Origin of the sequence: Maritimibacter sp. UBA3975, from assembly GCF_002384975.1 — a bacterium.
Taxonomy (GTDB): domain Bacteria; phylum Pseudomonadota; class Alphaproteobacteria; order Rhodobacterales; family Rhodobacteraceae; genus Maritimibacter.
Window position 1 is genome coordinate 244,379 of sequence record NZ_DGCP01000017.1, and the last position, 24,338, is coordinate 268,716.

Genomic DNA, 24,338 nt, shown 5'->3' on the forward strand with positions numbered 1-24,338 from the left:
GGCCGGTATGCGTCAGTGCGAGAGGAACCGCTTGAGGGAAAAGGCTTCCTGCCCCTCCATCAGTGGCCCCGCAGTCTGCATGTGCGCCTTCATGATCGCGCGCGCGGCACCGCTGTCGCCGGTTTCCAGCGCGTCGAGCAACCGGGTCTGGTAGTCGAGACCGCGGGCCCAGAGATCCCTGTTGATCGGCGTGTAGAGCTTCCGGTAGACCGTGATGTCCGTGAGGATCGTGAGCATGAAGCCGATCAGAAAGGACAGGAGCGGATTGGCGCTTTGGTCCGCCAGCAACTTGTGGAATTGCAAGGTTGCGACATGCTGATCCCGCTCCTCCTCGTCCGTTGTGGCCGGGTCGGAGTAGGAGGCGAGGATGTCACGCAACTCCTCCATAACACGCGGGCTCAACGCGCCCGCGAGATCCGCCACGAGCTCGGGTTCGAGCACACGCCGGATCTGGTAGATGTCGGAGATCGTCAGATCCTTGAAATAGAAATAGTTGGCGAGCAGCGCCTCGGCCCGCTGTTGAGACACCTCATGAACGAAAGTCCCGCCGCCCGGCCCCGTGCGCGACTTGACCAGCCCCTGCGCGTCGAGCAGCCGCAATGCTTCGCGGATCGTCCCTTTGGCCATACCGAAGCGCTCGATCAATTCCGGCTCCGAGGGCAGCCTGTCGCCCGGCTGAAGCCCCTCACGCACGATGAAGTCCTTGATCGCCTCGGCAACCTGTGCCGGACGACTCAGCTTCGGGCCTTCAGCCTTCGAGGGGGTGGAAACACGCGGCAAACTGGTCTTTTCCCATGGGTTCGAGCGCCGGGTCTTTCTCCCGGCAGATGTCTGTCGCCCGCGGGCAGCGCGTGGCGAATGCGCAGCCCGGCGGCGGGTTCAGCGGATCGGGCAGCTCGCTGTCCTTCTGCTCGGGCGCCTTGAGCGGGCGGCCCACCACAGGGGCGGAATCCGCGAGAAGCTTGGTATAGGGGTGTTTCGGATTCGAGAAAACCTCTTCCGCCCGCCCGATCTCCACCACCGCGCCGAAATAGAGCACGACGATCCTGTCGGACACGGCCTCGACCACCGCGAGGTCGTGCGAGATGAAGAGATAGGTCAGGTTGAACTCGTCCTTCAGCCGCCGGAGCAGGTTGAGCACCTGCGCCTGCACCGACACGTCGAGCGCAGAGACGGGTTCGTCGAGGATGATGATGCGCGGCGCGGCGGCGAGCGCACGGGCCACCCCGATCCGCTGCGCCTGCCCGCCGGAAAACTCGTGCGGATAGCGTTCGAGAAATTCAGGCCGCAGGTTCACGCTGTCGAAAATCTCGTCGATCCGCGCGTCCCGCTCAGCCCGGTTCATGCCGTAGAGCCGTTTGAGCGGGGCCTCCATGATCTGCTTGATCGTCTTGCGCGGGTTGAGCGAGGAGACCGGGTCCTGAAACATGTACTGGATCAGCCGCCCGAAAGCCGCAGGGTCGGCATTGTCGAGCGCCTTGCCCTCGATCTCGATGGTGCCCTCGGTCGGCTCAAGCAGTCCCACCAGCATCCGGGCCAGTGTGGATTTGCCGCAGCCGGATTCCCCCACGATGCCAAGGGTTTCGCCGGTCTGAACCTCGAACGACATCGGGCGGATGGCGCGCACGCCGGCCTTTTGTCCGCCGAACAGGCCACCGGAGATGGAAAACGTCTTGGCGAGATTGTCGACCTTGAGTGCAGCGGTCATGCGACCTCCTCCTCGGGATGGATGCAGCGCACCTTGTGGGCGCTGCCGTCGAGCGTGATCTCGCCCTGTTTGCAGGCCTCGGTCGCCTTGTCGCAGCGGGGTGCGAAGGCGCAGCCGGGCGGCAGGTCCGACACGATGGGCGGCAAGCCGGGGATCGCGGCAAGCTCACGCTTGCCACCGCCCAGTTCCGGCACGCAGGCCATGAGGCGTTTCGTGTAGGGATGCGCGGGATGGTCAAGGATGTCGGTGGTGGACCCCTCCTCCACGATCTTGCCGCCATACATCACGCCAACCCGGTCGCAGAGTTGAGCGACGACGCCGAAATCATGCGTAATGAACACGATGGCGAGGCCCCGCTCGCGCCTCAGATCGTCGAGCAGCGCGAGGATCTGGGCCTGAACGGTGACGTCGAGCGCTGTCGTCGGCTCGTCCGCGATGATGACCTCGGGGTCGTTCGCGAGCGCCATCGCGATGCCGACGCGCTGGCGCATGCCGCCCGACATCTCGTGCGGGTAGTTTCGGACGCGGTTCTCGGCATTGGGAATGCGCACGGATTTCAGGAGGTCGATGGCCCGGTTCGTGAGCTCCTTGTCCGACACCTTGTGGTGGACGCTGATCGCTTCCTTCAACTGGTCGCCGACCTTGTAGAGCGGGTGCAGCGTCGAAAGCGGGTCCTGAAAGATATAGGCGACCCTGTCGCCCCGGTGCTGGCGCAGCTTCTCGAACGGCATGTCCAGCAGGTCCTCACCTTCGTACCGCACGGCCCCGCCGGTCACGACGCCCGGCGGCGACGGGACGAGGCCCATGACGGAGAGTGCGGTTACGGATTTGCCCGAGCCGGACTCCCCGATCACCCCCACGCATTCGCCGGGTTTAACGAAGAGCGACACCTCGTTGACCGCCTTGTAGATGCGCGGTCCCACGTGGAACTGCGTCGACAGCCGCTGTAGGTTCAGGATGCCCTTCTGATCGTCTGCCGGCACATCGTCGCCCCGGTCCACCAGCGTCTGAGCGCGCGGGCGGGTGAGAGCGCCGGAGCGCAGGCGTGGGTCGAGCGCATCGCGCACGCCGTCGCCCAAGAGGTTGATCGACATGACGATCAGGAAAATCATGATGCCGGGGATGATGGAGGTATGCGGATCGGTGATGAGCTGCGAGCGCGCCTCGCCCAGCATCGAGCCCAGGTCGGCCTGCGGAGGCTGGCTGCCGAGGCCGAGGAACGACAGCCCGGCGGTCTCGAGGATCATCCAGCCCACGGTCGTGGACATGGCGATCACGATGGTCGAGAGCACGTTGGGCAGTAGCTCGGTCAGGATGATCCGGGTGTGCCCCATGCCGGCCAGTCGCGCCGCGTCGATGAACTCGCGCCCTGCCAGCGAGACGGTCACACCCCGGATGTTGCGCGCGAAAAACGGGATGTTCACGGCGGCCACGGCGATGAGCGCGTTGAACAGCCCCGGCCCGAGGGCCGCGACGATGGCAAGCGCCAGCAGGATGTAGGGAAACGCCATGAGCATGTCGACGCCGCGCATGATGACATTGTCCGTGCGCCCGCCGAAATATCCCGCGACGATGCCGATGGCCGAGCCGATCGTGCCCGCGATCAGGGCGGCGAAGATGCCCACCGCCAGTGACACGCGCGTGCCGTACAGGAGCCGGGCGAGCAGGTCCCGCCCGAGGTGGTCGGTGCCCAGCAGGTGCCCCTCGGAGAACGGCGGCAGGAACCGGTCGGCGGTGTTCGTCACATCCGGGTCCTGAAGCGGCAGGAGCGGTGTGATGATGACGAACAGCAGGATCAGGCCAAGGACGACCGCGCCGAGTGCCGCCAGCCGATTGCGAAAGATCAGGCGCACGAAGTTCATGTCTTGATCCTCGGGTCGAGGAGCGACTGGGCCACGTCCACGCAGATGTTGAAGAATACATAGCAGGCGGCGACGAAGACCACGCCGCCCTGCACGAGCAGGATGTCTCGGGTCAGGATCGCATCGACCAGCATCCGGCCCACGCCGGGCCACTGGAACACGATCTCGATGAAAACCGAGCCTGACAGGACGAAGCCCGCCTGAATGCCCAGCACCGGAATGATCGACACCATCGCGGCACGCAGCGCATGACCGTAGAGCACCCGGCGCTCCCCCACCCCCTTGGCGCGTGCGGTGCGGATGTAGTCCTGCCGCAGCACCTCCAGCATGGCCGAGCGCGACAGACGTGCGACGACCCCTGTTGCGACGACGGCGAGCGCGATGGCGGGCATCACGAGGTGTCGCAAAAGGTCGGGGAGGTCCCCGCCCCCGTAGATTGCGAACATGCCCGAGACGGGCAGGATCTTCAGGTTCACGGCGAAGAACAGGATCATCATCATGCCGAGGAAGAAGGACGGGACCGAAATGCCGATCAGCACCACGAAGGTAATCGCCTTGTCCGCGAAGCCGTACTGGCGCGAGGCCGAGACGACACCGGCGAGGATGCCGAAGATCGCGCACAGCACCCAGGCGGTGCCCGCAAGGATCAGGGTCGCGTTGAACCGTTCGAGGATTTCGTCGATGACCGGGCGGTTCAGGCTGAACGACCGTCCGAAATCGCCCGTGAGCAGATTGCCGAGCCAGATGAAGTAGCGCACCACGAGTGGCTTATCGAGGCCGAGGTCGCGGTTCAGCTTCTCCACGTTTTCGGGCGTCGCATAGCTGCCGAGGATCGCGGTCGCCGGATCACCCGGGATCATCGCCATGATGAGAAACACGATGATCGTGATGCCGAGCAACACGGGGATCGCTGAGATCAGGCGTTTGAGGATGTAGTTGCCCATGGCCACCCCGCTCTCGGGCTGAAGCGCGCGCGCGCTGTCTTCGGTCTGAAAATACCTCGGGGGTGCGGTGGGTCATGTTTGCAGGAAAACATGACCATGGCAAAGCCCCCGCGCGGGTCGGGCCGGCGCAAACCGGCCCGAAACCCTTCAGTTCTTCACGACGTCTTCAAGCTGGAGCAGGAAGGACGGCTCGAGCGTGAGGTTCTCGACCGAGTCCTTCGTCACCGCATTCTGTTTCCAGTTCGCAACAAAGACCCAGGGCGCATCCTCCTGAACGATGGCCTGCATCTCCTTGTAAAGCGCGGCGCGCTCGTCCTGGCTGGTGGACACACGGGCCTGTGACAGGAGCTCGTCCACCTCCGGGTTGGAGTAATAGCCGGAGTTGAAGCCGCCCTGATCCGGGAACGCCTCCGTGCGCAGCGCAAGGAAGGGGAGCGTATCCGGGTCGTTGGTCATCCACGCCATCTCGGCCATGTCCGCCTTGCCTTCGAGCCCCGGGTTCACTTCACCCAAGAAGGTGTTCCACTCGTAGGTCTCGATGGACACATCAAAACCGACGGCGTTCAGGTCGGCCTGAATCGCGGTGCCCATTGGGATCGGGTCGAGCATGCCGGAACCGCCTTCGGTGACGTAGAAGGTCACTTCGGGGTTCTCGACGCCTGCTTCGGCCAGCAATTCCTTGGCGCGGTCGGGGTCATAGGGATAGGGGTCAAGCTCTTCGTTGTAGGCCCATGCAAAGGCGGGCGGGATCGGTCCGGCGGCGACGTCGGCCGTACCTTCGAGCACGTCGTTGACCAGCGCTTCCTTGTTGATCGCGTAGTTCGCGGCCTGCCGCACCAGCTTGTCGGCGAAGGGGCCTTCCTTGGCGTTCAGGATCAGGAACCAGACGTGCGGCCCGGCCTGTTCGAGGATCTTGTAGTCATCGCCCTGGAACTCGGACAGTGCAGTGGGCGGCACCTCCACCATCACGTCGATCCCGCCCGAGAGCATCTCGGCCACCCGGGTGTTCGCATCGGTGATCGGGCGGAAGACGACTGCCTCGCTGGCCGCTGGCTCACCCCAGTAATCGGCGTAGCGTTCGACCACGACGCGCTCGTTCGAGCGCCATTCGACGAACTGGAACGGGCCGGTGCCGACCGGGTTACGGCCGTAATCGGCGCCATTCGCCTCGACCGCGGCGGGCGAGACGAGCAGGCCGGTGGGATAGGCAAGGTTCGACAGGAACGGTGCGTAGGGCTCGTTCAGCGTGAATTTCACGGTCAGATCATCCACGACTTCCACGTTCTCAACCGCCGAGAAGAAGAAGGCCAGTGGGAAGGGGCCGGTGTCGTGGTAGGGATGTTCCTCATCAAGCATCCGGTCGAAGTTGAATTTGACTGCTTCGGCGTTGAACGGCGTGCCGTCATGGAACATCACGCCTTCACGCAGCATGAATGTGTATTCGGTGCCGTCGTCCGACACCTCCCAGCTCTCGGCCAAGCTCGGCTCCACCTCGAGCGTGCCGGAGGCATACTGGACCAGCCCCTCGTAAAGGTTCACCACGATCCGGAAATCGTTCTGTGCGGTGACCGCTGCGGGGTCGAGCGCCTTGGGTTCGGCAATCTGTCCGACAATCAGAACGCCCGGTGGCGTCTGTGCAAGCGAAGACGTTGGAGTAAGGGCCATGCCGGTGGCGAGGGCCGCGCTCGCCGCGGCGGCAAACAGGCCCCGGCGGGTCCAGGTCGAAAAGGTCATAATCAGGCTCCCAGGTTGGTTTTTTCGCGAATTTTCTTTCGTCATTGCGACTCAAATTATCATGATAAATTGCATCGGTCAATTTTTCATGATAATTGGGTGACTCAGGGAGATTACATGACTTTTTCCATCCTAGCACGCGACCCGGAAACCGGCCTGATGGGCGGCGGTGCTGCGACCGGGTCGCTCTGCGTTGGCGGCTGGGTGCTGCGCGGACGCGCGGATGCGGGGCTGTCTGCAAGTCAGGGGGCCTCTCCTTCCACGCTCTGGGGCGAGGCAGCCGTAGATGCTCTGGCACAGGGACAGGGCGCAGAGGACGTGGTGTGCCGCATTACCGATGCCGACCGGGGCCGTGCCTTCCGACAATTGGCCGTTCTCGGGCGCGAAGGGTCCGGCGCGGTTTTCTCTGGCGAGCGCAATTCCCCGCGCATCGCGGATCAAGTGTTCGAGCGTGGCGTCGCGGCGGGGAACCTGTTGGCCTCCGAAGGCGTGATCCCAGCGCTTGTCGACGGATTTTCCGGGGCCTCAGGGACCTTTCCCGAACAACTTCTGGCCGGACTTCTGGCGGCTCAGGACGCCGGCAGCGACGCGCGGGGGCTGTTTTCGGCAGCCCTCCTCGTGGTCGGTCCCGACCGCGCACCCCTGTCGCTCAGGATCGACCATTCCGAAGACCCGCTTGGCGACCTGTCCGATCTGCTCGCCCGCGCGACGTCCGGCGAGTACGCATTCTGGGCGCGGCAGGTGCCGACATTGCATGACCCGGAACGTATCCTTGACTGACTGGGGCGCACTCGCGGCCGAGCGGCTTGCGCGGATCGCGAAGGTCTCGGAACCCGGACCGGGCGTGACCCGCCTGCCCTTCACACCTGAACACCGTGCCGCGTTGGCCGAGATTCGAGACTGGATGCAGGCCGCCGGCCTGACCCCGGAACTGGATGCGGCGGGTACGTTGGTCGGGCGCAAGCCCGGCGCGGCGGATAGCGGGACCTTCTACATGGGATCGCATCAGGACAGCGTGCGCCATGGCGGGGCGTTCGACGGGATCATGGGCGTGGCACTGGCTTGCCTCGCCGTGCAGAAGCTCGCCGAAGACGGAGACACCCTGCCCTTCGCGCTCGAAGTGCTGGCCTTTGCCGATGAAGAAGGCGTCCGGTTCCCGACCGCGCTGATCGGTCCGCGCGCGCTTGCGGGGACGTTCGATCCGTCCGTGCTCGCACTGGCCGACAAGTCCGGTGCTCGGCTGGATACCGTGATGGAGGGCTTCGGCCTCGCGCCCGCCGATATTACCGGCCTCGCCCGCGCCCCGGGCGCCGCCATTGGCTATCTCGAAACCCATATCGAACAAGGACCGGTCCTGGAAACCAGCGACGAAGCGCTCGGCGTGGTCACGGCGATCTGCGGGATCGAGCGTCACTCTGTCGCTTTTACGGGCGAAACCGGCCATGCCGGAACGCTTCCCATGCGGTCGCGGCGCGACGCGCTGGTGGGGGCGAGCGAATTCGTCACTCTGGCGCATCATCTGGGTCGTGAAGATCCGGAGTTGCGCGTCACGGTCGGGCAACTCGATGTATCCCCAAATGTGGTCAACGCCGTTCCCCGCGAGGTGCGGCTTACGCTGGAAATCCGCGCGCCGGACGACCGGCAGCGGGAGGCGGCAGGGGATTTGCTGACACGCAAGGCCCGGGAGATCGCGGGGCGATGGTCGCTCGACCTCGACATGGCCCGCACTTACGCCCAACCTGCCCAGCCCTGCGATCCCGACCTGCGCGCGGGGCTCGTGGAGGCCGTGATGGCGGGCGGCGGCGCGGGGGTCGAGCTCGCCTCGGGCGCGACGCATGACGCATCGGCCATGGCTGACCTCTGCCCGATCGCGATGCTATTCGTGCGATGCCGGGGCGGCGTCAGCCATGTGCCCGAGGAACATGCAAGCGCGGCGGATATGGGCCGCGCCGTCGAAGCCATGGCGGCCCTGCTGGCGTCCCGAGCTACGGTCTAAGGCGACAGGCGCTCGCGCCCACCTTGTTTTTCAGAACTTCCACGCCATCGCAGCCGCATGCGAGATAATGCGTTACACGTTTTCCAAGTAATCAACATTTCAGTAACATTTTTCCTTGAATCGAATCGTGCAACCTCCTATTTCGACCGTGCGGTCGGCAAATCTTGTTGGATCTGGGAGGATCAATGTCAGACGCTTTCATCTGTGACGCACAGCGCACCCCGATTGGCCGCTATGGCGGCGCCCTGTCCTCGGTGCGCACCGACGACCTCGCCGCGATCCCGATCGCCGCGCTCATGGCGCGCAACCCGCAGGTGGATTGGGCCAAGCTGGACGACGTCATCTATGGCGACGCGAACCAGGCGGGCGAAGACAACCGCAACGTGGCGCGTATGGCCGCGCTGCTCGCGGGTCTGCCGACCGACGTGCCGGGCACCACCGTGAACCGCCTGTGCGCGAGCGGTATGGATGCCGTGGGCATGGCGTCGCGGGGCCTCAAGGCGGGCGACTATGACCTCGCCATCGCGGGTGGCGTGGAAAGCATGAGCCGCGCGCCCTTCGTGATGCCCAAGGCGACGAGCGCCTTTGCGCGCCAGAACGCGGTCTATGACACCACCATCGGCTGGCGCTTCGTGAACAAGAAAATGCATGCCGAGCACGGCACCCATTCGATGCCTGAAACCGCCGACAACGTGGCGCAGGACTACCAGATCAATCGCGAAGATCAGGACGCCTTTGCCGCCCGTTCGCAGGCCCGCTGGGCCGCCGCCCACGAGGCCGGACGCTTTGCCGATGAGATCACGCCGGTGTCCGTGCCGCAGCGCAAGGGCGATCCGGTCGTCGTTGACACGGACGAGCATCCGCGTCCCGGCACCGGGGTCGAACAGCTCGCCAAGCTCAAGGGAGTGAATGGCCCGGACCTGAGCGTCACCGCAGGCAATGCCTCGGGCGTGAACGATGGGGCTGCCGCGATCCTGATGGCGTCGGAGGCCGGTGCGAAAGCCCACGGCCTCACCCCCCTCGCCCGCGTCGTGTCGATGCAGGCCGCAGGTGTCGAGCCGCGCGTCATGGGGATCGGCCCGGTGCCGGCGACGCGCAAAGTGCTCGCGAAGACCGGGCTCACCATGGACGACATGGATGTGATAGAATTGAACGAAGCCTTCGCCTCGCAAGGTCTCGCAACCCTGCGGGAACTGGGTGTCGCGGATGACGACGACCGGGTGAACCCCAATGGCGGCGCCATCGCCATCGGCCACCCGCTTGGCATGTCCGGGGCGCGGCTGGTGCTGACGGCGGCCTATGAACTCAAGCGTCGCGGCGGGCGTTATGCCCTGTGCACGATGTGCGTGGGCGTGGGCCAAGGCACAGCGATGATTATCGAGCGGGTTTGACCCGCAAAGAGGAGGACCGACGACATGTATGCTCAAATGGTCAAATCCACGGGCCAAGGCGTTAAATCGCTGGACGAAATGGACCCGGTGGAGCGCGAATTCCAAGAAAAGGTCGATGCGGACATTCGCATCGAACCGCGCGACTGGATGCCCGAGGGCTACAAGAAGACGTTGATCCGTCAGATCGGCCAGCACGCACATTCCGAGATCGTCGGTCAGCTGCCCGAGGGCAACTGGATCACTCGCGCCCCCACGCTGGAGCGCAAGATGATCCTGCTCGCCAAGGTGCAGGACGAGGCGGGCCATGGCCTCTACCTCTATTGCGCCGCCGAGACGCTGGGCATCAGCCGCGACGACATGACCGAGCAGCTTCTGTCCGGCAAGATGAAGTATTCGTCGATCTTCAACTACCCAACGCTGACATGGGCCGATATCGGCGCGGTCGGCTGGCTGGTCGATGGGGCGGCGATCATGAACCAGGTGCCGCTCCAGCGCACCTCCTATGGCCCCTATGCCCGCGCGATGGTGCGTATCTGCAAGGAAGAGAGCTTTCACCAGCGGCAGGGCTACGACATCATGATGCGCATGGCCAAAGGGTCCGAGGCGCAGCGCCGCATGGCGCAGGATGCGCTCAACCGCTTCTGGTATCCGTCGCTGATGATGTTCGGGCCGTCCGACGCGAACTCGGTCCATTCCGAGCAGTCGATGGCGTGGAAGATCAAGATCAACACCAACGACGAGCTGCGCCAGAAATTCGTCGACCAGACCGTGCCGCAGGCCGAATACCTCGGCCTCACCGTTCCCGACGAGACGCTCGCGTGGAACGAGGAAAAGGGCGGTTACGACTTCGCCGAACCCGACTGGGACGAGTTCTTCGACGTGCTGAAGGGCGCGGGCCCCGTGAACAACGACCGTCTGGAAGCCCGCCGCAAGGCCTGGGACGACGGTGCCTGGGTGCGCGACGGTCTGCTGGCCCATGCAGAGAAACGCGCGGCGCGCAAAGTGGCTGCGGAATAAGGACGAGCGACATGAGCAAAGAATGGCCCCTGTGGGAAATCTTCATTCGCGGCCAGCATGGCCTGAGCCACCGTCACGTCGGCAGCTTGCACGCCCCCGACGCGGAAACCGCCGTGAAGAACGCGCGCGACGTCTACACGCGCCGCAACGAAGGCGTGTCGATCTGGGTGGTCGAGGCCAAGCACATCACGGCCACCGCGCCGGGTGACAAAGGCCCGATCTTCGAACCCAGTGAGAGCAAGATCTACCGTCACCCGACCTTCTACGACATCCCGGACGAAATAGGGCACATGTGATGACCAAGGCAGCCGACCCTAAGTTCGAGGCGCTTCTGCGGCTCGGAGACAATACGCTTATCCTCGGACACCGTGTCAGCGAATGGTGCGGCCATGCGCCCGTGCTGGAAGAGGACATCGCGCTCGCCAACACCGCGCTCGACCTGCTGGGGCAGACGAACCTCTGGCTGGAATACGCGGGCGAAGTCGAGGGCAAGGGCCGCTCGGCGGATGATCTGGCGTTTCTGCGCGATGCGTGGGATTTCCGGAACGTCCTGCTGGTCGAACTGCCAAACGGCGATTTCGGGCAGACGATCATGCGGCAGTACCTGTTCGACGTGTTCAACCGCCTGAACCTCACGGCGCTGACGCAGTCCACCGATCAGCGCATTGCCGACATTGCCGAGAAGGCCGCGAAAGAGGCCAGCTATCACGTCGAACGCTCCGAAGGCACCGTGATCGGGCTGGGTGACGGGACCGAGGAAAGCCACCGCCGGATGCAGGACGCGCTGAACATCCTGTGGCCCTATGCGCAGGAGCTTTTCATCACCGACGAGGTGGACGACGCGATGGCCGAGGCCGGCGTAATCCCGCATCCCAAATCGCTGCAGGACGCATGGGACACCGAAGTGCGCGCCGTGCTGGCCGAGGCGACGCTCGAGGTGCCCGTGGCGCATTTCGGGCATCGCGGATCGGGCAAGGACGGCAAGATGCACACCGAGCATCTGGGCCATATCCTGACCCAGATGCAGTGGCTGCAACGGGCTTACCCGGGTCAGGCTTGGTGAGGTCATGTCCCATCCGTCGACAGATCAGGTCTGGGACTGGCTCGACTCCATTCCCGACCCCGAAATCCCGGCGATCACGCTGACCGATCTGGGCATCATTCGGGACGTGGGCTGGGAGGGCGACACCTGTATCGTGACCGTCACGCCCACCTATTCCGGCTGCCCGGCTACGTCACTCATCAACATGGAGATCGAGACGGCGCTGCGCGAACACGGGCTTGAGCGGATCGAACTGAAGCGTCAGCTCTCCCCCGCCTGGACGACCGACTGGATGAGCCAACGGGGCCGCGAAAAGCTCGAAGCCTATGGCATCGCGCCGCCGCAACCTGCGGGCGGACCCGAGAAATGCCCGCAATGCGGCTCGGCCCGTGTCGAAAAGCTGAGCCAGTTCGGCTCGACCCCCTGCAAGGCACAATGGCGGTGTAACGACTGCCTCGAGCCTTTCGACTATTTCAAGTGCATCTGAGGAGGAGCGGATGGCTCGCTTCCACGAACTCGAAGTCACCGACATTCACAAGACGATCCGCGATGCGGTCGTCGTCACGCTGAAACCGTCGGAACCCGAGGCTTTCGCCTTCACGCAAGGCCAATACCTGACGTTCCGCCGCGACTTCGACGGGGAGGAACTGCGCCGCTCCTATTCGATCTGCGCGGGCACCGATGAAGGCAAGCTTCAGGTCGGAATCAAGAGGGTCGACGGCGGGGCATTTTCGACCTTCGCCAACGAAGAGCTTAAAGTGGGCGACACGCTGGAAGCGATGCCCCCGATGGGCCGGTTCTTCACGGAATTGGAGCCGGATGCAGGTAAGAACTACCTCGGCTTCGCGGGCGGTTCGGGCATCACGCCGGTCCTGTCCATCCTCAAGACGACACTGGCGCGCGAGCCGCGTTCGACCTTCACGTTGGTCTACGCGAACAAGGGCGTGGCCTCCATCATGTTTCGCGAGGAACTGGAGGATCTGAAAAACACCTACATGGGTCGGCTTTCGGTCATCCACATCCTCGAAACCGACGCGCAAGAGATCGACTTGTTCACTGGCCTCGTCACCGAGGAAAAGGTGGGCCAGCTTTTCCGCTCGGGTTTCCTCGACACCGACGCGACCGACACGGCGTTCATCTGTGGGCCTGAGCCGATGATGCTGGGCATCGCCGCCGGTCTGAAGGCCGCCGGAATGGCCGAGGACCAGATCAAGTTCGAGCTATTCGCGTCGGCCCAACCCGGTCGCCTCGCAAAGCGCGTGATTTCGAAGGAAGCGGGCAAGACCGCGAACGAAGCACAGATCGTGGTCACGCTGGACGGGGCAACGCGCACCGTTGCGGCCTCGAAACAACTGTCCGTACTGGACGCGGCGCGGGCCGAGAACCTCGACGCGCCTTATGCTTGCAAGGCGGGGGTTTGCTCCACCTGCCGCTGCCGCGTTCTGGAGGGCGAGGTCGAGATGGTGACGAACCACGCGCTCGAAGACTACGAGGTAGAGAAGGGCTATGTCCTGTCCTGCCAGAGCTTTCCCGTGACCGACAAGGTGGTGGTGGACTATGACCAGTGATTTCGCGGAAATGACCCTTTCCGACTATCTCGCCCAAGGCGGTCGGCTCACTTCCCCCGGCAACGTGCCGCCGCGCTACCGGGCGGAGTTGCTGAAAATCATGGCGACTTTCGTGGATTCCAACCTCGCGGGCGCAGCCGGGTTTGCGGATATGATCAACAGCGCGCCGGGGATCAAGGCGCGAGGCGCTGCGGCACGGATCGTGGCCGAAAAGCTTGCCAATGCCGACCGGGTGCTGACCCTGATGGGCGAATTCGGCGCGGACACCGACCGCTACGTTCGCCAGCACCCGTGGGACACGCGACTGGAGCGGAGCGCCGACATTGGTGCGACCCGGATCGAGCATGACATGCGGCTCGCCGTCTTCAACTATCCCTTCACAAGCTGGGCGGATTCCGTGGTGATGAACCTGCTCATGGGCACGGCGGTGTGTGTCCAACTCGAAGAACTGCGGCAGGTGAGCTATCAACCGCTGGCCGAGGCGTTCAGAGACATCCTCAAGATCGAAGAGCACCATGCTGCGCTGGCCGTTGAGGGCGCTCGCGTCCTGGCCCTTGAGACCGCCGAATTGCAGCCGTCCGTCGACTACTGGATGCCGCGCGTGGCTGTCAGTTTCGGGATCGGAGATGCCGGTCGGTTGGAACAGCTCAAGGCGATGGGTCTGCGGCACATCGAGAACACCGCGCTGAAGTCAGACTGGATGGAACGTATGCGTCCTATCCTGGCGGAACTGGGGCTGAGGACAGCCTAAGAGCTGGCTTCAGACCGACTTCACCCCGCCCAGTACCATGTCGGCGACGACCGCCGAATAGTCCTCACGATCCGCCGGTCCGGCACCGCGCGCCCATGTGAAATACCAGTTCAGCATTCCGAACACGGCCATGGTCGCCGAGCGTTGCTTGGCCGGGTCGCCTCCGAGCCGGTCGGGCGCGAGACGCGTGAGGAGGTCCGACAGGAACCGCACCAGATCGCGCTGGAGCCCGCGCAGTTCGCGCTGCTGATCGTCCGGCAGAAGCGCCATTTCGTTCATCTGGATACGGTGTTTGTAGTCGTAGCCTTCATAGGCGAGCATGATCGCCCGAACGACCGCGCGAAGCTGTTCCTCCGCCGTCAATCCCGTCAGATCGAGACTGAGTACCATGTCGCGCAGCGACCGCAGGTGGCTGTCGAGGATGTCGTAGAGCAGCGCCTCCTTCGACGGGTAGTAGTGATAGATGTTGGCCTTGGAAATGCCGACCTCATCGGCAAGCCGCGTCATGGACGAGCGGTCATACCCTTCGGTCGCGAAAACGCGCGCCGCCGCCGCAAGGATCTGGGCGCGCTTTTCATCATGGTCACGGGCGATCGAACGGGCTGCCATCAGCCCTTCCCCCGGTTGTCCACGACCCGCTGAGCCTTGCCCTGACTGCGCTCCACCTCACCGGGTGCGCCCACGATGATCTCGGTGGACACGCCCACGACGTCCTTGATCCGCTTGGTGAGCATCCGTGCGGCAGCCGTTTTCGACGCCTCGTCAGTAGAGTCCTCCGACGCCTCGACATAGACTCGCATCCCGTCCATCCGGCCGGACTTGTAGAGCTCGATCTGGAAGTGCGGGGAGATGCCGCCCGTCGCCAGCACCTGCTCCTCGATCTGGGTCGGGAAGACGTTGACGCCGCGCAAGATGATCATGTCGTCCGAGCGCCCGGTGATCTTCTCCATCCGCCGCATCGACCGCGCCGTTCCGGGCAGAAGCCGGGTCAGGTCGCGGGTGCGGTAGCGGATCATCGGCAGACCCTCTTTAGTGAGGGTTGTGAAGACCAGTTCACCGATTTCGCCATCCGGCAGAACCTCGCCCGTTTCCGGGTGGATGATTTCCGGCAAGAAGTGATCTTCCCAGATCACGGGGCCGTCTTTGGTCTCGACACATTCGTTCGCAACCCCCGGCCCCATGATTTCGGACAGGCCATAGATGTCGACAGCGTGCATGTCGAAGGCGTCCTCGACCTCCCTGCGCATCGAGTCCGTCCACGGCTCGGCGCCGAAGATGCCCACTTCGAGCGACGAGTCGCGCGGGTCCAGCCCAGCCTTGTGGAATTGTTCCAGAATGTTGAGCATGTAGGACGGGGTGACCATGATCGTGGTCGGCTTGAAGTCTTGGATCAGCGTTACCTGCCGCTCGGTCATCCCGCCGGATATCGGAACCACGGTCGCGCCCAGCCGCTCGGCCCCGTAATGTGCGCCAAGGCCGCCAGTGAATAGCCCGTAGCCATAGGCCACATGCACGATGTCACCCGAACGCGTCCCCGATGCGCGCATCGAACGCGCGACGAGGTTGGCCCAATTGTTCAGGTCGTTTTCCGTGTAGCCCACCACCGTCGGTTTGCCGGTCGTGCCGGAGGAGGCATGGATGCGCCGGATCTGTTCGCGCGGGACCGCGAAAAGACCAAAGGGGTAGTTGTCGCGTAGGTCCGTCTTATAGGTGAAGGGGAACTTCGCGAGGTCCGACAGCTGCTGCAGGTCGTCCGGATGAACCCCCGCCGCGTCGAACCGCTGCTTGTACATCGGCACGTTGTCGTAAGCATGGCGCACAGACCATTTCAGTCGGTCGAGTTGCAGCGCGCGGATCTCGTCGATCGAGGCGATCTCGATCGGGTCAAGCGTCGCGCGGTCGGGGGTGAGGTCTTTCATTCGGTTTCCTCCTCGAAAAGCGTGCCGGGAATGGCGCGGGACATGCCGCGCATCTCGGCAATGCGGCTGCCGTCCTGATTGGTGACGTGGATGTCGTAGATGCCGGAGCGGCCCTTGATATAAGTCTCCTCCGCCACGGCCGTCAGCACGTCGCCTTCTTTCCCCGGTGCGAGGAACGAGATCATGTTGTGCTGGGCCACCGTGCTCTGGTTTCGGCTGTTGCAAGCGAAGGCGAACGTGCTGTCAGCCAGCGCGAAAATCACCCCGCCGTGGCAGATCGCGTGACCGTTGCAGTGGTGCGGCAGAACCTTGAGCGTCATGGTTGCACGCCCTTCGTCCACATCGCCAAGCTCCATCCCGAACCACTTGGACGACTGGTCGTTGTCCCACATGGCCCAACATGCCTTTTCGGCGCGTTCTTTCGGCGTCATTCGGGCTTCTCCCCGGTGAATTGCGGTTTGCGTTTGTCGAGGAAAGCCCCGACGCCCTCGGCGTAATCCGGCGAGTTGCCGCATTCGAACATGAGCTGCGCCTCCAAGTCGAGCTGCGCGTTCATCGTGTTGGTCTCGGCGGCCTGAATTGCCTTTTTCGTCTGGGCGTAACCGAAGGTCGGTCCCTTGGCGAATTTCGCGACCTGGTCGCGTGCGGCGTCAAGGTACGCGTCTTCGGGCAGGCATTTCCAGATCAGGCCCCAGGCCTCGGCCGTCTCGCCCGTCAGCGGCTCGGCAGTGAGGGCGAGACCGCGCGCCCGGGCAGGCCCGACGAGGTTGGTGAGCGAGAATGAGCCGCCTGTATCCGGGATCAGCCCGACATTCGCGAAGCTCTGGATGAACTTGGCCTTTTCCGACGCGATGACCATGTCGCAGGCGAGCGCGAGCGAAGACCCCGCCCCCGCGGCGACACCGTTCACGGCACAGACGACCGGCATCTCAAGCGCGCGGATCTGGCGCACCAGCGGGGCCCAGAAGGTGCGCACGGTGTGGCCGAGATCGATCTTGTCGGTCTTTCGCGGGTCGCGGTCGCCAAGGTCCTGCCCGGCGCAAAACCCCTTGCCGGCCCCTGTGAGCAGCACGGCCCGCGTCCCGTCACTTGCAGCATCCTCGAGTGCGGCGCGCAGGGCCAAGTGCATTTCTTCGTTGAAGCTGTTGAGCCGGTCCGGGCGGTTCAGAGTGATTTCCACCCTTCCGTCCTGCCGGTCCACGCGCACGGTATCGCTCATCGACTCCTCCCCCTCTGTTCGGCGTTATCCTTGCTTAAACCGACCGGACGGTCAATAATGATCTTGACCGCGACTCGGGCGGACCGACACAGAAAGGGAGGATGACCATGACGCTCATGGATGTGTCCAGCTACGCCGCTGGCGACTGGGTGAAACCCGGCGCAGGCGCACGCAACATCGCAAGCGCCGTGACGGGAGAGGTGATCGCGACCGCAGGCAACGACAGCCTCGACGTGCAGGCCATGCTCGACCACGCCCACACCGTCGGCGGCCCCGCCCTGCGCAAGATGACATTCCATGAACGCGCAAAGATGCTCAAGGCGCTCGGGCAATACCTGAGCGAGCACAAGCAGGCGCTCTACGACATTTCTTTCGCCACCGGCGCCACGCAAGGCGACCACGGGTTCGACATCGACGGCGGCATCGGCACGCTCTTCGTCTTCGCCTCCAAGGGCCGACGGGAATTGCCGGACGGGCACGTTCTGCTGGACGGCGACGTGGAGCAATTCTCGCGCAACGGAACCTTCCTCGGTCAGCACATCTACACGCCGATGCGGGGCGTGGCCGTGCATATCAACGCCTATAATTTCCCTGTCTGGGGGATGCTGGAAAAACTCGCCCCGACCTTGCTCGCCGGGGTTCCGGCCATCGTCAAACCAGCGACCGCGACAAGCTATGTGACCGAGCATTGCGTCAGGCTGATGCTGGAGTCCGGGCTGTTGCCCGAGGGCGCGGTGCAGTTCGTGGCAGGTGGAACCGGCGACTTGCTTGACCGGCTGACCTGCCAGGATTCGGTGAGTTTCACCGGGTCGGCGGACACCGCGCTCCAGTTACGCTCCACCCGCGCGATCCTCGCCAACGCCGTGCGATTTACGGCAGAGGCCGACAGCCTGAACGCGTCGATCCTTGCTCCGGACGCCGAACCCGGCACGCCGGAATTCGACCTGTTCGTCAAGGAAGTGCAGCGCGAGATGACGGTGAAGGCAGGCCAGAAATGCACCGCGATCCGCCGCATTATTGCGCCGGAGACTCATGTGGAGGCGGTGATCGACGCCCTGCGCGAGCGGTTGGCGAAGACCGTGATTGGAGACCCGGCGGCGGAAGGCACCCGGATGGGCGCGCTCGTCTCAACCGGCCAACGTGCGGATGTGCTGGATAAAATCGCCGTCCTCGGCACGGAGGCCGAGCGGGTTATCGGCGATCCGGACAACTTCGAGGTTGTGGGCGCCGACCGCGACAAGGGCGCTTTCCTGCCTCCTATGCTCTATCATTGCGCCGAGCCGGACCGCGCAACAAAGGTTCACGAGACCGAGGCCTTCGGGCCGGTGTCCACCATCATGGGCTACCGAGACCTCGACCACGCGATCGACCTGGCCAACCGCGGCCAAGGGTCGCTTGTCGTCTCACTCATTTCGAACGACCCGGCGACAGCGCGGCAAGTCGCGCTCGGCGCTGGCGCCTATCATGGCCGCATCTACATTAATAACCGCACCTCGATGAAAGAGAGCACAGGGCACGGTGCGCCCCTGCCCCACATGATCCACGGCGGACCGGGCCGCGCGGGGGGCGGCGAAGAGATGGGCGGTGTGCGCGGCGTGAAGCACTTCATGCAGCGCACCGCAATCCAGGGGTCGCCGGAGATGATCCAGGCCATCGGCCAGGAGTTCGTACCGGGGTCCAACCCCCGGCCCGCGCCCGCGCACCCCTTCACCCGCACCTTCACCGAGCTCGAGATTGGCGAGACGATCACGACCGAGCAGCGCGAGGTCACGCTGGAGGATATTGAGCATTTCGCAGACTTCACCGGCGACACGTTCTATGCGCACATGGACGACGATGCGGCCAAGCGGAACCCGTTTTTCCCGGGCCGCGTGGCGCATGGCTACCTGCTCCTGAGTTTCGCCGCCGGGCTGTTCGTCGATCCGGACGAAGGGCCCGTGCTGGCCAACACCGGCCTCGACAACCTGCGTTTCATGCAGCCGGTGCCGGCGGGCGACTCGATCCACGTCCGGCTTACGGTAAAGAAAAAGACCCGGCGCACGGATGAATACGGCGAGGTGCGTTGGCATGTGATGATCCTCAATCAGGATGATGCCCCCGTTGCGCAATACGAACTGCTGACGATGAACGCCTATTGAGGCCCCCTCGGGGCGGGGGTAGCCTCGCCCCATGAACCAAACCGCGCCAATCGACCGGCTGATCGCCTTCGGCCCTCTCAAGGTCTGGTCCGTCGTCATGACGATCATGGGCGATCTGTGCCGCGCACCGACGGACAGGATCGAAGGTCCGGTTCTGACCCGACTGGTCGAGGAAATGGGAATCAACAATCAGGCGCTTCGCGTTGCGCTCCATCGCCTGAAACGTGACGGATGGATCGAGGCCGAGCGCGACGGGCGTGTCTCTTCTTATGCGCTTACATCTGAAGGGCGCGCAAGAAGCGAGGCAGTGCGTCCGCTGATATATGGCACAGAGTCGGTTGCGGGACGCGTTGCCTATCTGGTGCTGCCCGACCCGGCGATGTCGACACCCTCATTCGCCGAGACAATGCCGGACGATACGGTCTTTCCCAGTCCGCGCGCCGGCCTGACAGCCGGGCCGCGCGCTGACTTGCCCGAAGGCGCATTAGTCGCGCCGCTGGATGCGAGCACGGCGCCAGACTGGGTTTCAGAAGTCGTGATCTCGCCCAAGGCGCTCGGAGAGTACGAGGGGCTGACGGCGGCGCTCACCGGACTGGGGCCAGCCCCTGACGGAGTGCTGCAAGCGACCGTGATCCGCTTGCTGTCCTTTCACCACTGGCGCCGCCTGCGCCTGCGCCACGGTGACCTGCCGGACGTGCTGCTCGGTCCCGGGTGGCCCGGCGCCCGCGCACGGTCCGCGATCTCGGACGTATTGAGCCGCTACCCACGTCCCACAATGGACGAATTGAGAACGGCAATCGGGGCGACCGCTGTGTGAATTTCGCAGTTGGTACGCATGCGATCCAATTAATGAAAGAATCCCGGCAAGTCACTGAAGATTAACATTTTCCTTCGAAGCATTAGGCGCGCGCCTTGGCGATCTGCTTTCCCAGCTCAGACACAGCGGCCTCCACCGCTTTCCAGATAGGCGGATGGCCGAGATCGTGGCCGGCCGCGTCCACGACGTCCACCGACGCGTCAGGCCAGGCTTCGGCGAGCGCGTGCGCGTTGGCGGGCGGACACAGAAGGTCATAGCGCCCCTGCACGATGCGTCCCGGAATGCCCGAAAGCCGTGCAGCTCGTTCCATCAGCGGCACGCGCAGAAAGCAGTCGTGGCTGAAGTAATGCGCCTCCATGAACGGCGATGACGGCACCGGCGCACCCGGTCGCGCAAGCGCCGACAGGTCCAGACACGGGTTGGAGGGGCTGAGTACTGACAGCGACCGCTCCGTCTCACCCCATGCACGGGCGGCGGGCAAATGCATCTCGGAGTCATCCGACAGGATGCGGGCCCAGTAGGACTCGAGTGGCGCTGCGCGCTCGTCCGCAGTGAGCAGACCGAGGAAGTCCTCAAAAAGCGAGGGATAGAACGTCGGCAGATGTGCGAGGAACGCCCGGTCGAGTTCAGCGCGGGTGCCGAGGAACACAGCGCGCAGGACAATTCCCGTCACACGCTCCGGATGAGCTACAGCGTAGGCAAGCGCCAGCGTTGCGCCCCACGAGCCGCCGACGATCATCCAGCGCTCGAGGCCGAAGTGTGTACGGATCTTTTCCATGTCGGTCACGAGATGATCCGTGGTGTTGGATTCGCGCCCGCCTTTCGGGCGGCTCAACCCCGCCCCGCGCTGATCGAACGCGATGAGGTGGAATGTCTTAGGGTCGAAGAGCCGCAACTGCGCCTCCTGCACGCCACTTCCAGGGCCGCCGTGGAGATAGACGACCGGCACGCCTTTGGGATTGCCGGTCGAACGAACGCAGATCTCGTGCCCGTCGCCTACAGGAAGAAAGTCATCGGTGAGCCATTTCATCGGGCGAGGCTATGCCTCGGGCGTTCCGCCCGCAAGGTTGCGATAGATAAAGCGCGTCTCGCCCGTCTCGGCCTCGGTCTCGGCGGTCTTGAAGATCGCGTCATGGTGTGGGGAGAATGAACAGGCCGGGTCGGTATTTGCCGCGTCGCCTGTCAGGGCGAAAGCCTGACAGCGGCAGCCACCGAAGTCCTCTTCCTTGAAATCGCAGCTTTGGCAGGGTTCTGGCATCCAGTCCGTGCCGCGGTAAAGATTGAGCGCCGGGGAGTGGTCCCAGATCCAGCCAAGCGCATGGTCCCGTACGCTGTCGAATTCAAGGCCGGTGATCGACTCGGCAGCGTGGCAGGGGAGCACACGGCCGGCTGGCGAGATGTTGAAGAACTGCCGGCCCCAACCGCCCATGCAGGTCTTGGGGCGCACGGCGTAATAGTCTGGAACCACATAGTCGATCGCGAGGATGCCCTTGAGCCGCTCCTCGGCCTCTTCCACCACGCGGTTGCACTCTTCGATCTGGGCCATGGTCGGCATGAGCGCCGCGCGGTTCTTGAGCGCCCAGCCATAATACTGGACGTTCGCGACCTCGATCCGGTGCGCGCCCATCTCGACCGCCATGTCGATCATGTCCGGGAGTTCATGCAGGTTCTGCCGGTGCATCACGGCGTTCACGGTGAGTGGAAGCCCTGCCTCGCGCGTCCATTTCGCCGCCTCAAGCTTCTTGGCGTGGCCGTTCTTGTAGCCGCCCACGCGGTTGGCCAGGACAGGGTCATTGGCCTGAAAGCTTATCTGCACATGGCTGAGGCCCGCGTCGGCCAAGGCTTCCAGCCGCTCGCGTGTCAGCGTCACGCCCGAGGTTATGAGGTTCGAGTAGAGCCCGGCGTCCGTGGCGGCTTGCACCAGTTCCACGATGTCCTTGCGGGCCATCGGCTCGCCGCCGGAAAAGTGCACCTGAAGGATGCCGAGATCCGGCATCTCGTGCAGGACGCGCACCCATTCCTCGGTGGAAAGCTCGCTCTTGGGCCGGTCCAGTTCCACCGGATTCGAGCAATAGGGGCATTGGAGCGGGCAGCGATGCGTGACCTCGAGCAACACCGCCACGGGCAAGCCGTGTGATGTCCCCTTGCCCGGCGTCAGGCCGGTGTCCGGTTCCAGCGCGCTCGCGTCACTCATGTGTCCTCCCTTCGGTCAGAAACCCCTTGTCGGCGAGGTCCTGCATCATGGCTGTCACGTCGGCCTCGATCGTTTCGACCGGCGCGGTGTAAATGTCGGCCAACTCCTGCGAGATGTCCCGGATCGTGCGGGTTCCGTCGCATTTCTGAAGCACTGTCACGGCGATGGCATCCGGCTCGAGCACCCGTTCGGGAGCGAGGAGGAGCCACATGTCGCGCGGCTTGTTGAATCTCAACTGAACGTGGCGCGGCAGGGTCACGGCCATCTCCCCCGTCACGATCAGCCGCTGCGGCGCGCGCGCGTCGCCGGTCATTTCATCGTCTCCGGAACGAAAGCGCCGGGCGGTGGGAAGCCAGAGACATACGCATGGTAGAGCGCATCGAGCTGCACCCAAAGAACCTGCGTCTTGAACAGAAGCGCATCGCAGACCGCCTGCCGCTCCGCAGGGGTCTGCGCGTGTTCCTTGACGTAGTTCAGCGCAAACTCGGCGTCCCGCGGCGCTTGTGACAGGCGGCGCTTGAAATAGGTCATGATCTCGGGGCGGATGAAATCGTAGTGCTCCAGCATCCCCGAGATGCGTTGTTCGTGCAGGGTCGGCGCGAAGAGCTCGGTCAGCGAAGAGGCGATTGCCTCCAACGGTGTGCGGTCGCGAACGAAATGGACATAGGCATCCACGGCAAACCGTGTGGCAGGAAGGATGCCTTCCGTCGATTCCACATATGCGCGGTTCACCCCGAGCCCGTCGGTGAGTTGCAGCCAGCGTTCGATCCCGCCCTCGCTCTCCGGCGCGCCGTCGTGGTCCTCGATCCGGTGGCGCCACTCGACGCGGGTGAGCCGGTCGGTGAAGCGCGAAATGACTATGGCATCCTTCAGCGGGATCGAGGTCTGGTAGTAGTACCGGTTGATCGCCCAGGCCTGCACCTGCCCGATGTTCAGCTTCCCGCCATGCAGCATGTCGTGGAACGGATGCAGGTTATGATACCGCGTCTCGCCGATGAGGCGCAGGCGTTCCTCCATCTCTTCGGCCGTGTTGAGCGGCGTCTTGGGAATCTCGGGGTGGGAAACGGTATCGAGGCTCATAGCGTCACTTTCTGACCCTGCGTGGCAATGTCCCACCCGGCGTTCTCCAGCAAGACGCGCTCCGGCGCACGCGGCAGATGGGCGGGATTGGAATTGTTGATATGGATGAAGAACTTACGCTTGACGTCGAGCGGCTCGAACGCGGCCATCACCCCATCGCCGCCGGACATCGACATGTGCCCCATGCGTTGCCCGGTCTTGGGCCCGAGGCCCGCCGTCACGATCTCATCATCCGTCCAGAGCGTTCCATCGAAGAAGACGAGGTCGGCGCCCCGGAGGCGGTCCGCGAGTGCGTCATCCATCCCGGCGCAGGCCGCGACGATGAAGAACGATTTGCCGCAGGACCCGGTTATCTTGAGCCCGAGCGTGTCTCCCGACACATCCCGCTGATGCCCGTGTTCGGTCGTCTCAAGGTACCACGCCGACTTCCCGGGCACCTCGAAGGCTTCGGCCGTCAGGCCCGACGGCGTCCCGTCCTGTAGTAAGAGATCGAAAGGCTCATCAATCGCGATGGCCCGCCTGGGCACCTTTTCGCGGTCCAGCACGTTGAAGATGCTGTTCGCGTCGAGCAGTCCCAGGACACGCTCATGGCCCCAGATACCGAATGGCGAGCCTTCGCGCAGGGACAAGAGCCCGGCCACCGCGTCGACCTCGCCATTTGTCAGGATGACGCCGGCGATGGGGCTGTGGCGCAACTCGCTTTCATCGGGATGGAGTTCCCATGTGTCGTTGATCTGTTGGCGGATGTCCGGCGAAGCGTTGACGAGGAACCAGTTCTTGCCATCCGCGCTGACCGCGATAGAGGCCTGCCCGTCGGCCAGATCCGGATCGTTTCGCGCCGCCTTGCAAGTGGCGCAATTGCAGTTCCATTGGGGCACCCCTCCGCCCGCAGCGCCGCCGAGTACCACGATGCTCAACATGCGTGGTCGGGGCTCTGTGTGATCGGGCGGAGGGGCAT

General features: G+C 64.1%; 25 protein-coding genes. 11 read left to right on the plus strand and 14 right to left on the minus strand.

Annotated elements, in window-relative coordinates; all coding sequences use genetic code 11:
• Window positions 1-12: 12 nt before the first annotated feature.
• The 5 genes from B2585_RS17870 to B2585_RS17890 form a co-directional block, all read right to left on the minus strand.
• Window positions 13-780 carry a FadR/GntR family transcriptional regulator gene (locus B2585_RS17870; RefSeq protein WP_292025294.1) on the minus strand — a complete coding sequence of 256 codons (768 nt, stop codon included), beginning with the start codon at window positions 778-780 and terminating at the stop codon, window positions 13-15.
• The gene (locus B2585_RS17875) at window positions 749-1,708 is read right to left on the minus strand and encodes an ABC transporter ATP-binding protein (protein ID WP_292025295.1); all 960 of its coding nucleotides are present in this window, start codon (window positions 1,706-1,708) and stop codon (window positions 749-751) included. The genes B2585_RS17870 and B2585_RS17875 overlap by 32 nt, the downstream gene beginning before the upstream one ends.
• Window positions 1,705-3,570: a dipeptide/oligopeptide/nickel ABC transporter permease/ATP-binding protein gene (locus B2585_RS17880; protein WP_292025296.1), complete on the minus strand. Its 1,866-nt coding sequence runs from the start codon at window positions 3,568-3,570 to the stop codon at window positions 1,705-1,707. Before B2585_RS17880 ends, B2585_RS17875 begins: the two co-directional genes overlap by 4 nt.
• Complete coding sequence (locus tag B2585_RS17885) at window positions 3,567-4,514, minus strand: ABC transporter permease (RefSeq protein WP_292025297.1); 948 nt, start codon at window positions 4,512-4,514, stop codon at window positions 3,567-3,569. The genes B2585_RS17880 and B2585_RS17885 overlap by 4 nt, the downstream gene beginning before the upstream one ends.
• A 147-nt stretch (window positions 4,515-4,661) precedes the next feature.
• Window positions 4,662-6,248 (minus strand): ABC transporter substrate-binding protein, encoded by a 1,587-nt coding sequence (locus tag B2585_RS17890; RefSeq protein WP_292025298.1) that lies wholly within the window; start codon window positions 6,246-6,248, stop codon window positions 4,662-4,664.
• Window positions 6,249-6,365: 117 nt separating this feature from the next.
• Between B2585_RS17890 and B2585_RS17895 the strand changes: the two genes are divergently transcribed.
• From B2585_RS17895 to B2585_RS17935, 9 genes are all read left to right on the plus strand, one after another.
• Window positions 6,366-7,028 (plus strand): DUF1028 domain-containing protein, encoded by a 663-nt coding sequence (locus B2585_RS17895; protein WP_292025299.1) that lies wholly within the window; start codon window positions 6,366-6,368, stop codon window positions 7,026-7,028.
• Window positions 7,021-8,244 carry a M20 family metallo-hydrolase gene (locus tag B2585_RS17900; RefSeq protein ID WP_292025300.1) on the plus strand — a complete coding sequence of 408 codons (1,224 nt, stop codon included), beginning with the start codon at window positions 7,021-7,023 and terminating at the stop codon, window positions 8,242-8,244. The genes B2585_RS17895 and B2585_RS17900 overlap by 8 nt, the downstream gene beginning before the upstream one ends.
• A 185-nt stretch (window positions 8,245-8,429) precedes the next feature.
• Entirely contained in the window at window positions 8,430-9,635 is a 1,206-nt protein-coding gene (gene pcaF, locus B2585_RS17905; protein WP_292025301.1) for a 3-oxoadipyl-CoA thiolase, read from the plus strand.
• Between the two features lie 24 nt (window positions 9,636-9,659).
• Entirely contained in the window at window positions 9,660-10,652 is a 993-nt protein-coding gene (paaA, locus tag B2585_RS17910) for a 1,2-phenylacetyl-CoA epoxidase subunit PaaA (RefSeq protein WP_292025302.1), read from the plus strand.
• An 11-nt stretch (window positions 10,653-10,663) separates the two neighbouring features.
• Window positions 10,664-10,948 carry a 1,2-phenylacetyl-CoA epoxidase subunit PaaB gene (gene paaB, locus B2585_RS17915; protein ID WP_292025303.1) on the plus strand — a complete coding sequence of 95 codons (285 nt, stop codon included), beginning with the start codon at window positions 10,664-10,666 and terminating at the stop codon, window positions 10,946-10,948.
• Entirely contained in the window at window positions 10,948-11,715 is a 768-nt protein-coding gene (paaC, locus tag B2585_RS17920; RefSeq protein ID WP_292025304.1) for a 1,2-phenylacetyl-CoA epoxidase subunit PaaC, read from the plus strand. Before paaB ends, paaC begins: the two co-directional genes overlap by 1 nt.
• Before the next feature lie 4 nt (window positions 11,716-11,719).
• Window positions 11,720-12,181, plus strand: coding sequence for a 1,2-phenylacetyl-CoA epoxidase subunit PaaD (gene paaD, locus B2585_RS17925; protein WP_292025305.1), 462 nt, complete (start codon window positions 11,720-11,722; stop codon window positions 12,179-12,181).
• A gap of 10 nt (window positions 12,182-12,191) precedes the next feature.
• Window positions 12,192-13,262, plus strand: a complete 1,071-nt coding sequence (locus B2585_RS17930; RefSeq protein WP_292025306.1) for a 2Fe-2S iron-sulfur cluster-binding protein — start codon at window positions 12,192-12,194, stop codon at window positions 13,260-13,262.
• Window positions 13,252-14,013, plus strand: a complete 762-nt coding sequence (locus tag B2585_RS17935) for a Phenylacetic acid catabolic protein (protein ID WP_292025307.1) — start codon at window positions 13,252-13,254, stop codon at window positions 14,011-14,013. The genes B2585_RS17930 and B2585_RS17935 overlap by 11 nt, the downstream gene beginning before the upstream one ends.
• Window positions 14,014-14,022: 9 nt before the next feature.
• Here B2585_RS17935 and B2585_RS17940 read toward each other — a convergent pair whose 3' ends face one another.
• Genes B2585_RS17940 through paaG form a run of 4 tightly spaced genes read right to left on the minus strand, consistent with a single transcriptional unit; the run spans window position 14,023 to window position 17,151 of the window.
• A complete protein-coding gene (locus B2585_RS17940; RefSeq protein WP_292025308.1) occupies window positions 14,023-14,622 on the minus strand; it encodes a TetR/AcrR family transcriptional regulator in 600 nt (199 codons plus the stop codon).
• Window positions 14,622-15,932, minus strand: coding sequence for a phenylacetate--CoA ligase PaaK (gene paaK / locus B2585_RS17945; RefSeq protein ID WP_292025309.1), 1,311 nt, complete (start codon window positions 15,930-15,932; stop codon window positions 14,622-14,624). The genes B2585_RS17940 and paaK overlap by 1 nt, the downstream gene beginning before the upstream one ends.
• The gene (paaI, locus tag B2585_RS17950; RefSeq protein ID WP_292025310.1) at window positions 15,929-16,363 is read right to left on the minus strand and encodes a hydroxyphenylacetyl-CoA thioesterase PaaI; all 435 of its coding nucleotides are present in this window, start codon (window positions 16,361-16,363) and stop codon (window positions 15,929-15,931) included. The genes paaK and paaI overlap by 4 nt, the downstream gene beginning before the upstream one ends.
• Window positions 16,360-17,151 (minus strand): 2-(1,2-epoxy-1,2-dihydrophenyl)acetyl-CoA isomerase PaaG, encoded by a 792-nt coding sequence (paaG, locus tag B2585_RS17955; RefSeq protein ID WP_292025311.1) that lies wholly within the window; start codon window positions 17,149-17,151, stop codon window positions 16,360-16,362. Before paaG ends, paaI begins: the two co-directional genes overlap by 4 nt.
• 107 nt (window positions 17,152-17,258) lie before the next feature.
• Between paaG and paaZ the strand changes: the two genes are divergently transcribed.
• Complete coding sequence (gene paaZ / locus B2585_RS17960; protein ID WP_292025312.1) at window positions 17,259-19,289, plus strand: phenylacetic acid degradation bifunctional protein PaaZ; 2,031 nt, start codon at window positions 17,259-17,261, stop codon at window positions 19,287-19,289.
• 31 nt (window positions 19,290-19,320) lie between these two features.
• A complete protein-coding gene (locus B2585_RS17965; protein WP_292025313.1) occupies window positions 19,321-20,106 on the plus strand; it encodes a PaaX family transcriptional regulator C-terminal domain-containing protein in 786 nt (261 codons plus the stop codon).
• An 82-nt stretch (window positions 20,107-20,188) separates the two neighbouring features.
• Here the strand turns inward: B2585_RS17965 and pip are convergent, their stop codons facing one another.
• The 5 genes from pip to pqqB are packed head-to-tail and all read right to left on the minus strand — an operon-like array spanning window position 20,189 to window position 24,300.
• Entirely contained in the window at window positions 20,189-21,136 is a 948-nt protein-coding gene (pip, locus tag B2585_RS17970) for a prolyl aminopeptidase (protein ID WP_292025314.1), read from the minus strand.
• A 9-nt stretch (window positions 21,137-21,145) separates the two neighbouring features.
• Window positions 21,146-22,300 carry a pyrroloquinoline quinone biosynthesis protein PqqE gene (gene pqqE / locus B2585_RS17975; protein WP_292025315.1) on the minus strand — a complete coding sequence of 385 codons (1,155 nt, stop codon included), beginning with the start codon at window positions 22,298-22,300 and terminating at the stop codon, window positions 21,146-21,148.
• A complete protein-coding gene (gene pqqD / locus B2585_RS17980) occupies window positions 22,293-22,613 on the minus strand; it encodes a pyrroloquinoline quinone biosynthesis peptide chaperone PqqD (protein ID WP_292025316.1) in 321 nt (106 codons plus the stop codon). The genes pqqE and pqqD overlap by 8 nt, the downstream gene beginning before the upstream one ends.
• Complete coding sequence (pqqC, locus tag B2585_RS17985) at window positions 22,610-23,380, minus strand: pyrroloquinoline-quinone synthase PqqC (RefSeq protein WP_292025317.1); 771 nt, start codon at window positions 23,378-23,380, stop codon at window positions 22,610-22,612. The genes pqqD and pqqC overlap by 4 nt, the downstream gene beginning before the upstream one ends.
• Complete coding sequence (gene pqqB, locus B2585_RS17990; RefSeq protein ID WP_292025318.1) at window positions 23,377-24,300, minus strand: pyrroloquinoline quinone biosynthesis protein PqqB; 924 nt, start codon at window positions 24,298-24,300, stop codon at window positions 23,377-23,379. Before pqqB ends, pqqC begins: the two co-directional genes overlap by 4 nt.
• Window positions 24,301-24,338: the final 38 nt, after the last annotated feature.

What these genes read in the sequence shown, in the direction of transcription:
- paaB (WP_292025303.1), top strand. Translation starts at nt 10,664, where the DNA reads ATGAGCAAAGAATGGCCCCTGTGGGAAATCTTCATTCGCGGCCAGCAT.
- paaI (WP_292025310.1), bottom strand. Translation starts at nt 16,363, where the DNA reads ATGACGCCGAAAGAACGCGCCGAAAAGGCATGTTGGGCCATGTGGGAC.
- pqqD (WP_292025316.1), bottom strand. Translation starts at nt 22,613, where the DNA reads ATGACCGGCGACGCGCGCGCGCCGCAGCGGCTGATCGTGACGGGGGAG.
- paaD (WP_292025305.1), top strand. Translation starts at nt 11,720, where the DNA reads ATGTCCCATCCGTCGACAGATCAGGTCTGGGACTGGCTCGACTCCATT.
- pqqC (WP_292025317.1), bottom strand. Translation starts at nt 23,380, where the DNA reads ATGAGCCTCGATACCGTTTCCCACCCCGAGATTCCCAAGACGCCGCTC.
- paaZ (WP_292025312.1), top strand. Translation starts at nt 17,259, where the DNA reads ATGACGCTCATGGATGTGTCCAGCTACGCCGCTGGCGACTGGGTGAAA.
- pqqB (WP_292025318.1), bottom strand. Translation starts at nt 24,300, where the DNA reads ATGTTGAGCATCGTGGTACTCGGCGGCGCTGCGGGCGGAGGGGTGCCC.
- B2585_RS17940 (WP_292025308.1), bottom strand. Translation starts at nt 14,622, where the DNA reads ATGGCAGCCCGTTCGATCGCCCGTGACCATGATGAAAAGCGCGCCCAG.
- paaC (WP_292025304.1), top strand. Translation starts at nt 10,948, where the DNA reads ATGACCAAGGCAGCCGACCCTAAGTTCGAGGCGCTTCTGCGGCTCGGA.
- paaA (WP_292025302.1), top strand. Translation starts at nt 9,660, where the DNA reads ATGTATGCTCAAATGGTCAAATCCACGGGCCAAGGCGTTAAATCGCTG.
- B2585_RS17880 (WP_292025296.1), bottom strand. Translation starts at nt 3,570, where the DNA reads ATGAACTTCGTGCGCCTGATCTTTCGCAATCGGCTGGCGGCACTCGGC.
- B2585_RS17965 (WP_292025313.1), top strand. Translation starts at nt 19,321, where the DNA reads ATGAACCAAACCGCGCCAATCGACCGGCTGATCGCCTTCGGCCCTCTC.
- B2585_RS17895 (WP_292025299.1), top strand. Translation starts at nt 6,366, where the DNA reads ATGACTTTTTCCATCCTAGCACGCGACCCGGAAACCGGCCTGATGGGC.
- B2585_RS17935 (WP_292025307.1), top strand. Translation starts at nt 13,252, where the DNA reads ATGACCAGTGATTTCGCGGAAATGACCCTTTCCGACTATCTCGCCCAA.
- B2585_RS17885 (WP_292025297.1), bottom strand. Translation starts at nt 4,514, where the DNA reads ATGGGCAACTACATCCTCAAACGCCTGATCTCAGCGATCCCCGTGTTG.
- B2585_RS17930 (WP_292025306.1), top strand. Translation starts at nt 12,192, where the DNA reads ATGGCTCGCTTCCACGAACTCGAAGTCACCGACATTCACAAGACGATC.
- paaK (WP_292025309.1), bottom strand. Translation starts at nt 15,932, where the DNA reads ATGAAAGACCTCACCCCCGACCGCGCGACGCTTGACCCGATCGAGATC.
- pcaF (WP_292025301.1), top strand. Translation starts at nt 8,430, where the DNA reads ATGTCAGACGCTTTCATCTGTGACGCACAGCGCACCCCGATTGGCCGC.
- pip (WP_292025314.1), bottom strand. Translation starts at nt 21,136, where the DNA reads ATGAAATGGCTCACCGATGACTTTCTTCCTGTAGGCGACGGGCACGAG.
- B2585_RS17890 (WP_292025298.1), bottom strand. Translation starts at nt 6,248, where the DNA reads ATGACCTTTTCGACCTGGACCCGCCGGGGCCTGTTTGCCGCCGCGGCG.
- pqqE (WP_292025315.1), bottom strand. Translation starts at nt 22,300, where the DNA reads ATGAGTGACGCGAGCGCGCTGGAACCGGACACCGGCCTGACGCCGGGC.
- B2585_RS17875 (WP_292025295.1), bottom strand. Translation starts at nt 1,708, where the DNA reads ATGACCGCTGCACTCAAGGTCGACAATCTCGCCAAGACGTTTTCCATC.
- paaG (WP_292025311.1), bottom strand. Translation starts at nt 17,151, where the DNA reads ATGAGCGATACCGTGCGCGTGGACCGGCAGGACGGAAGGGTGGAAATC.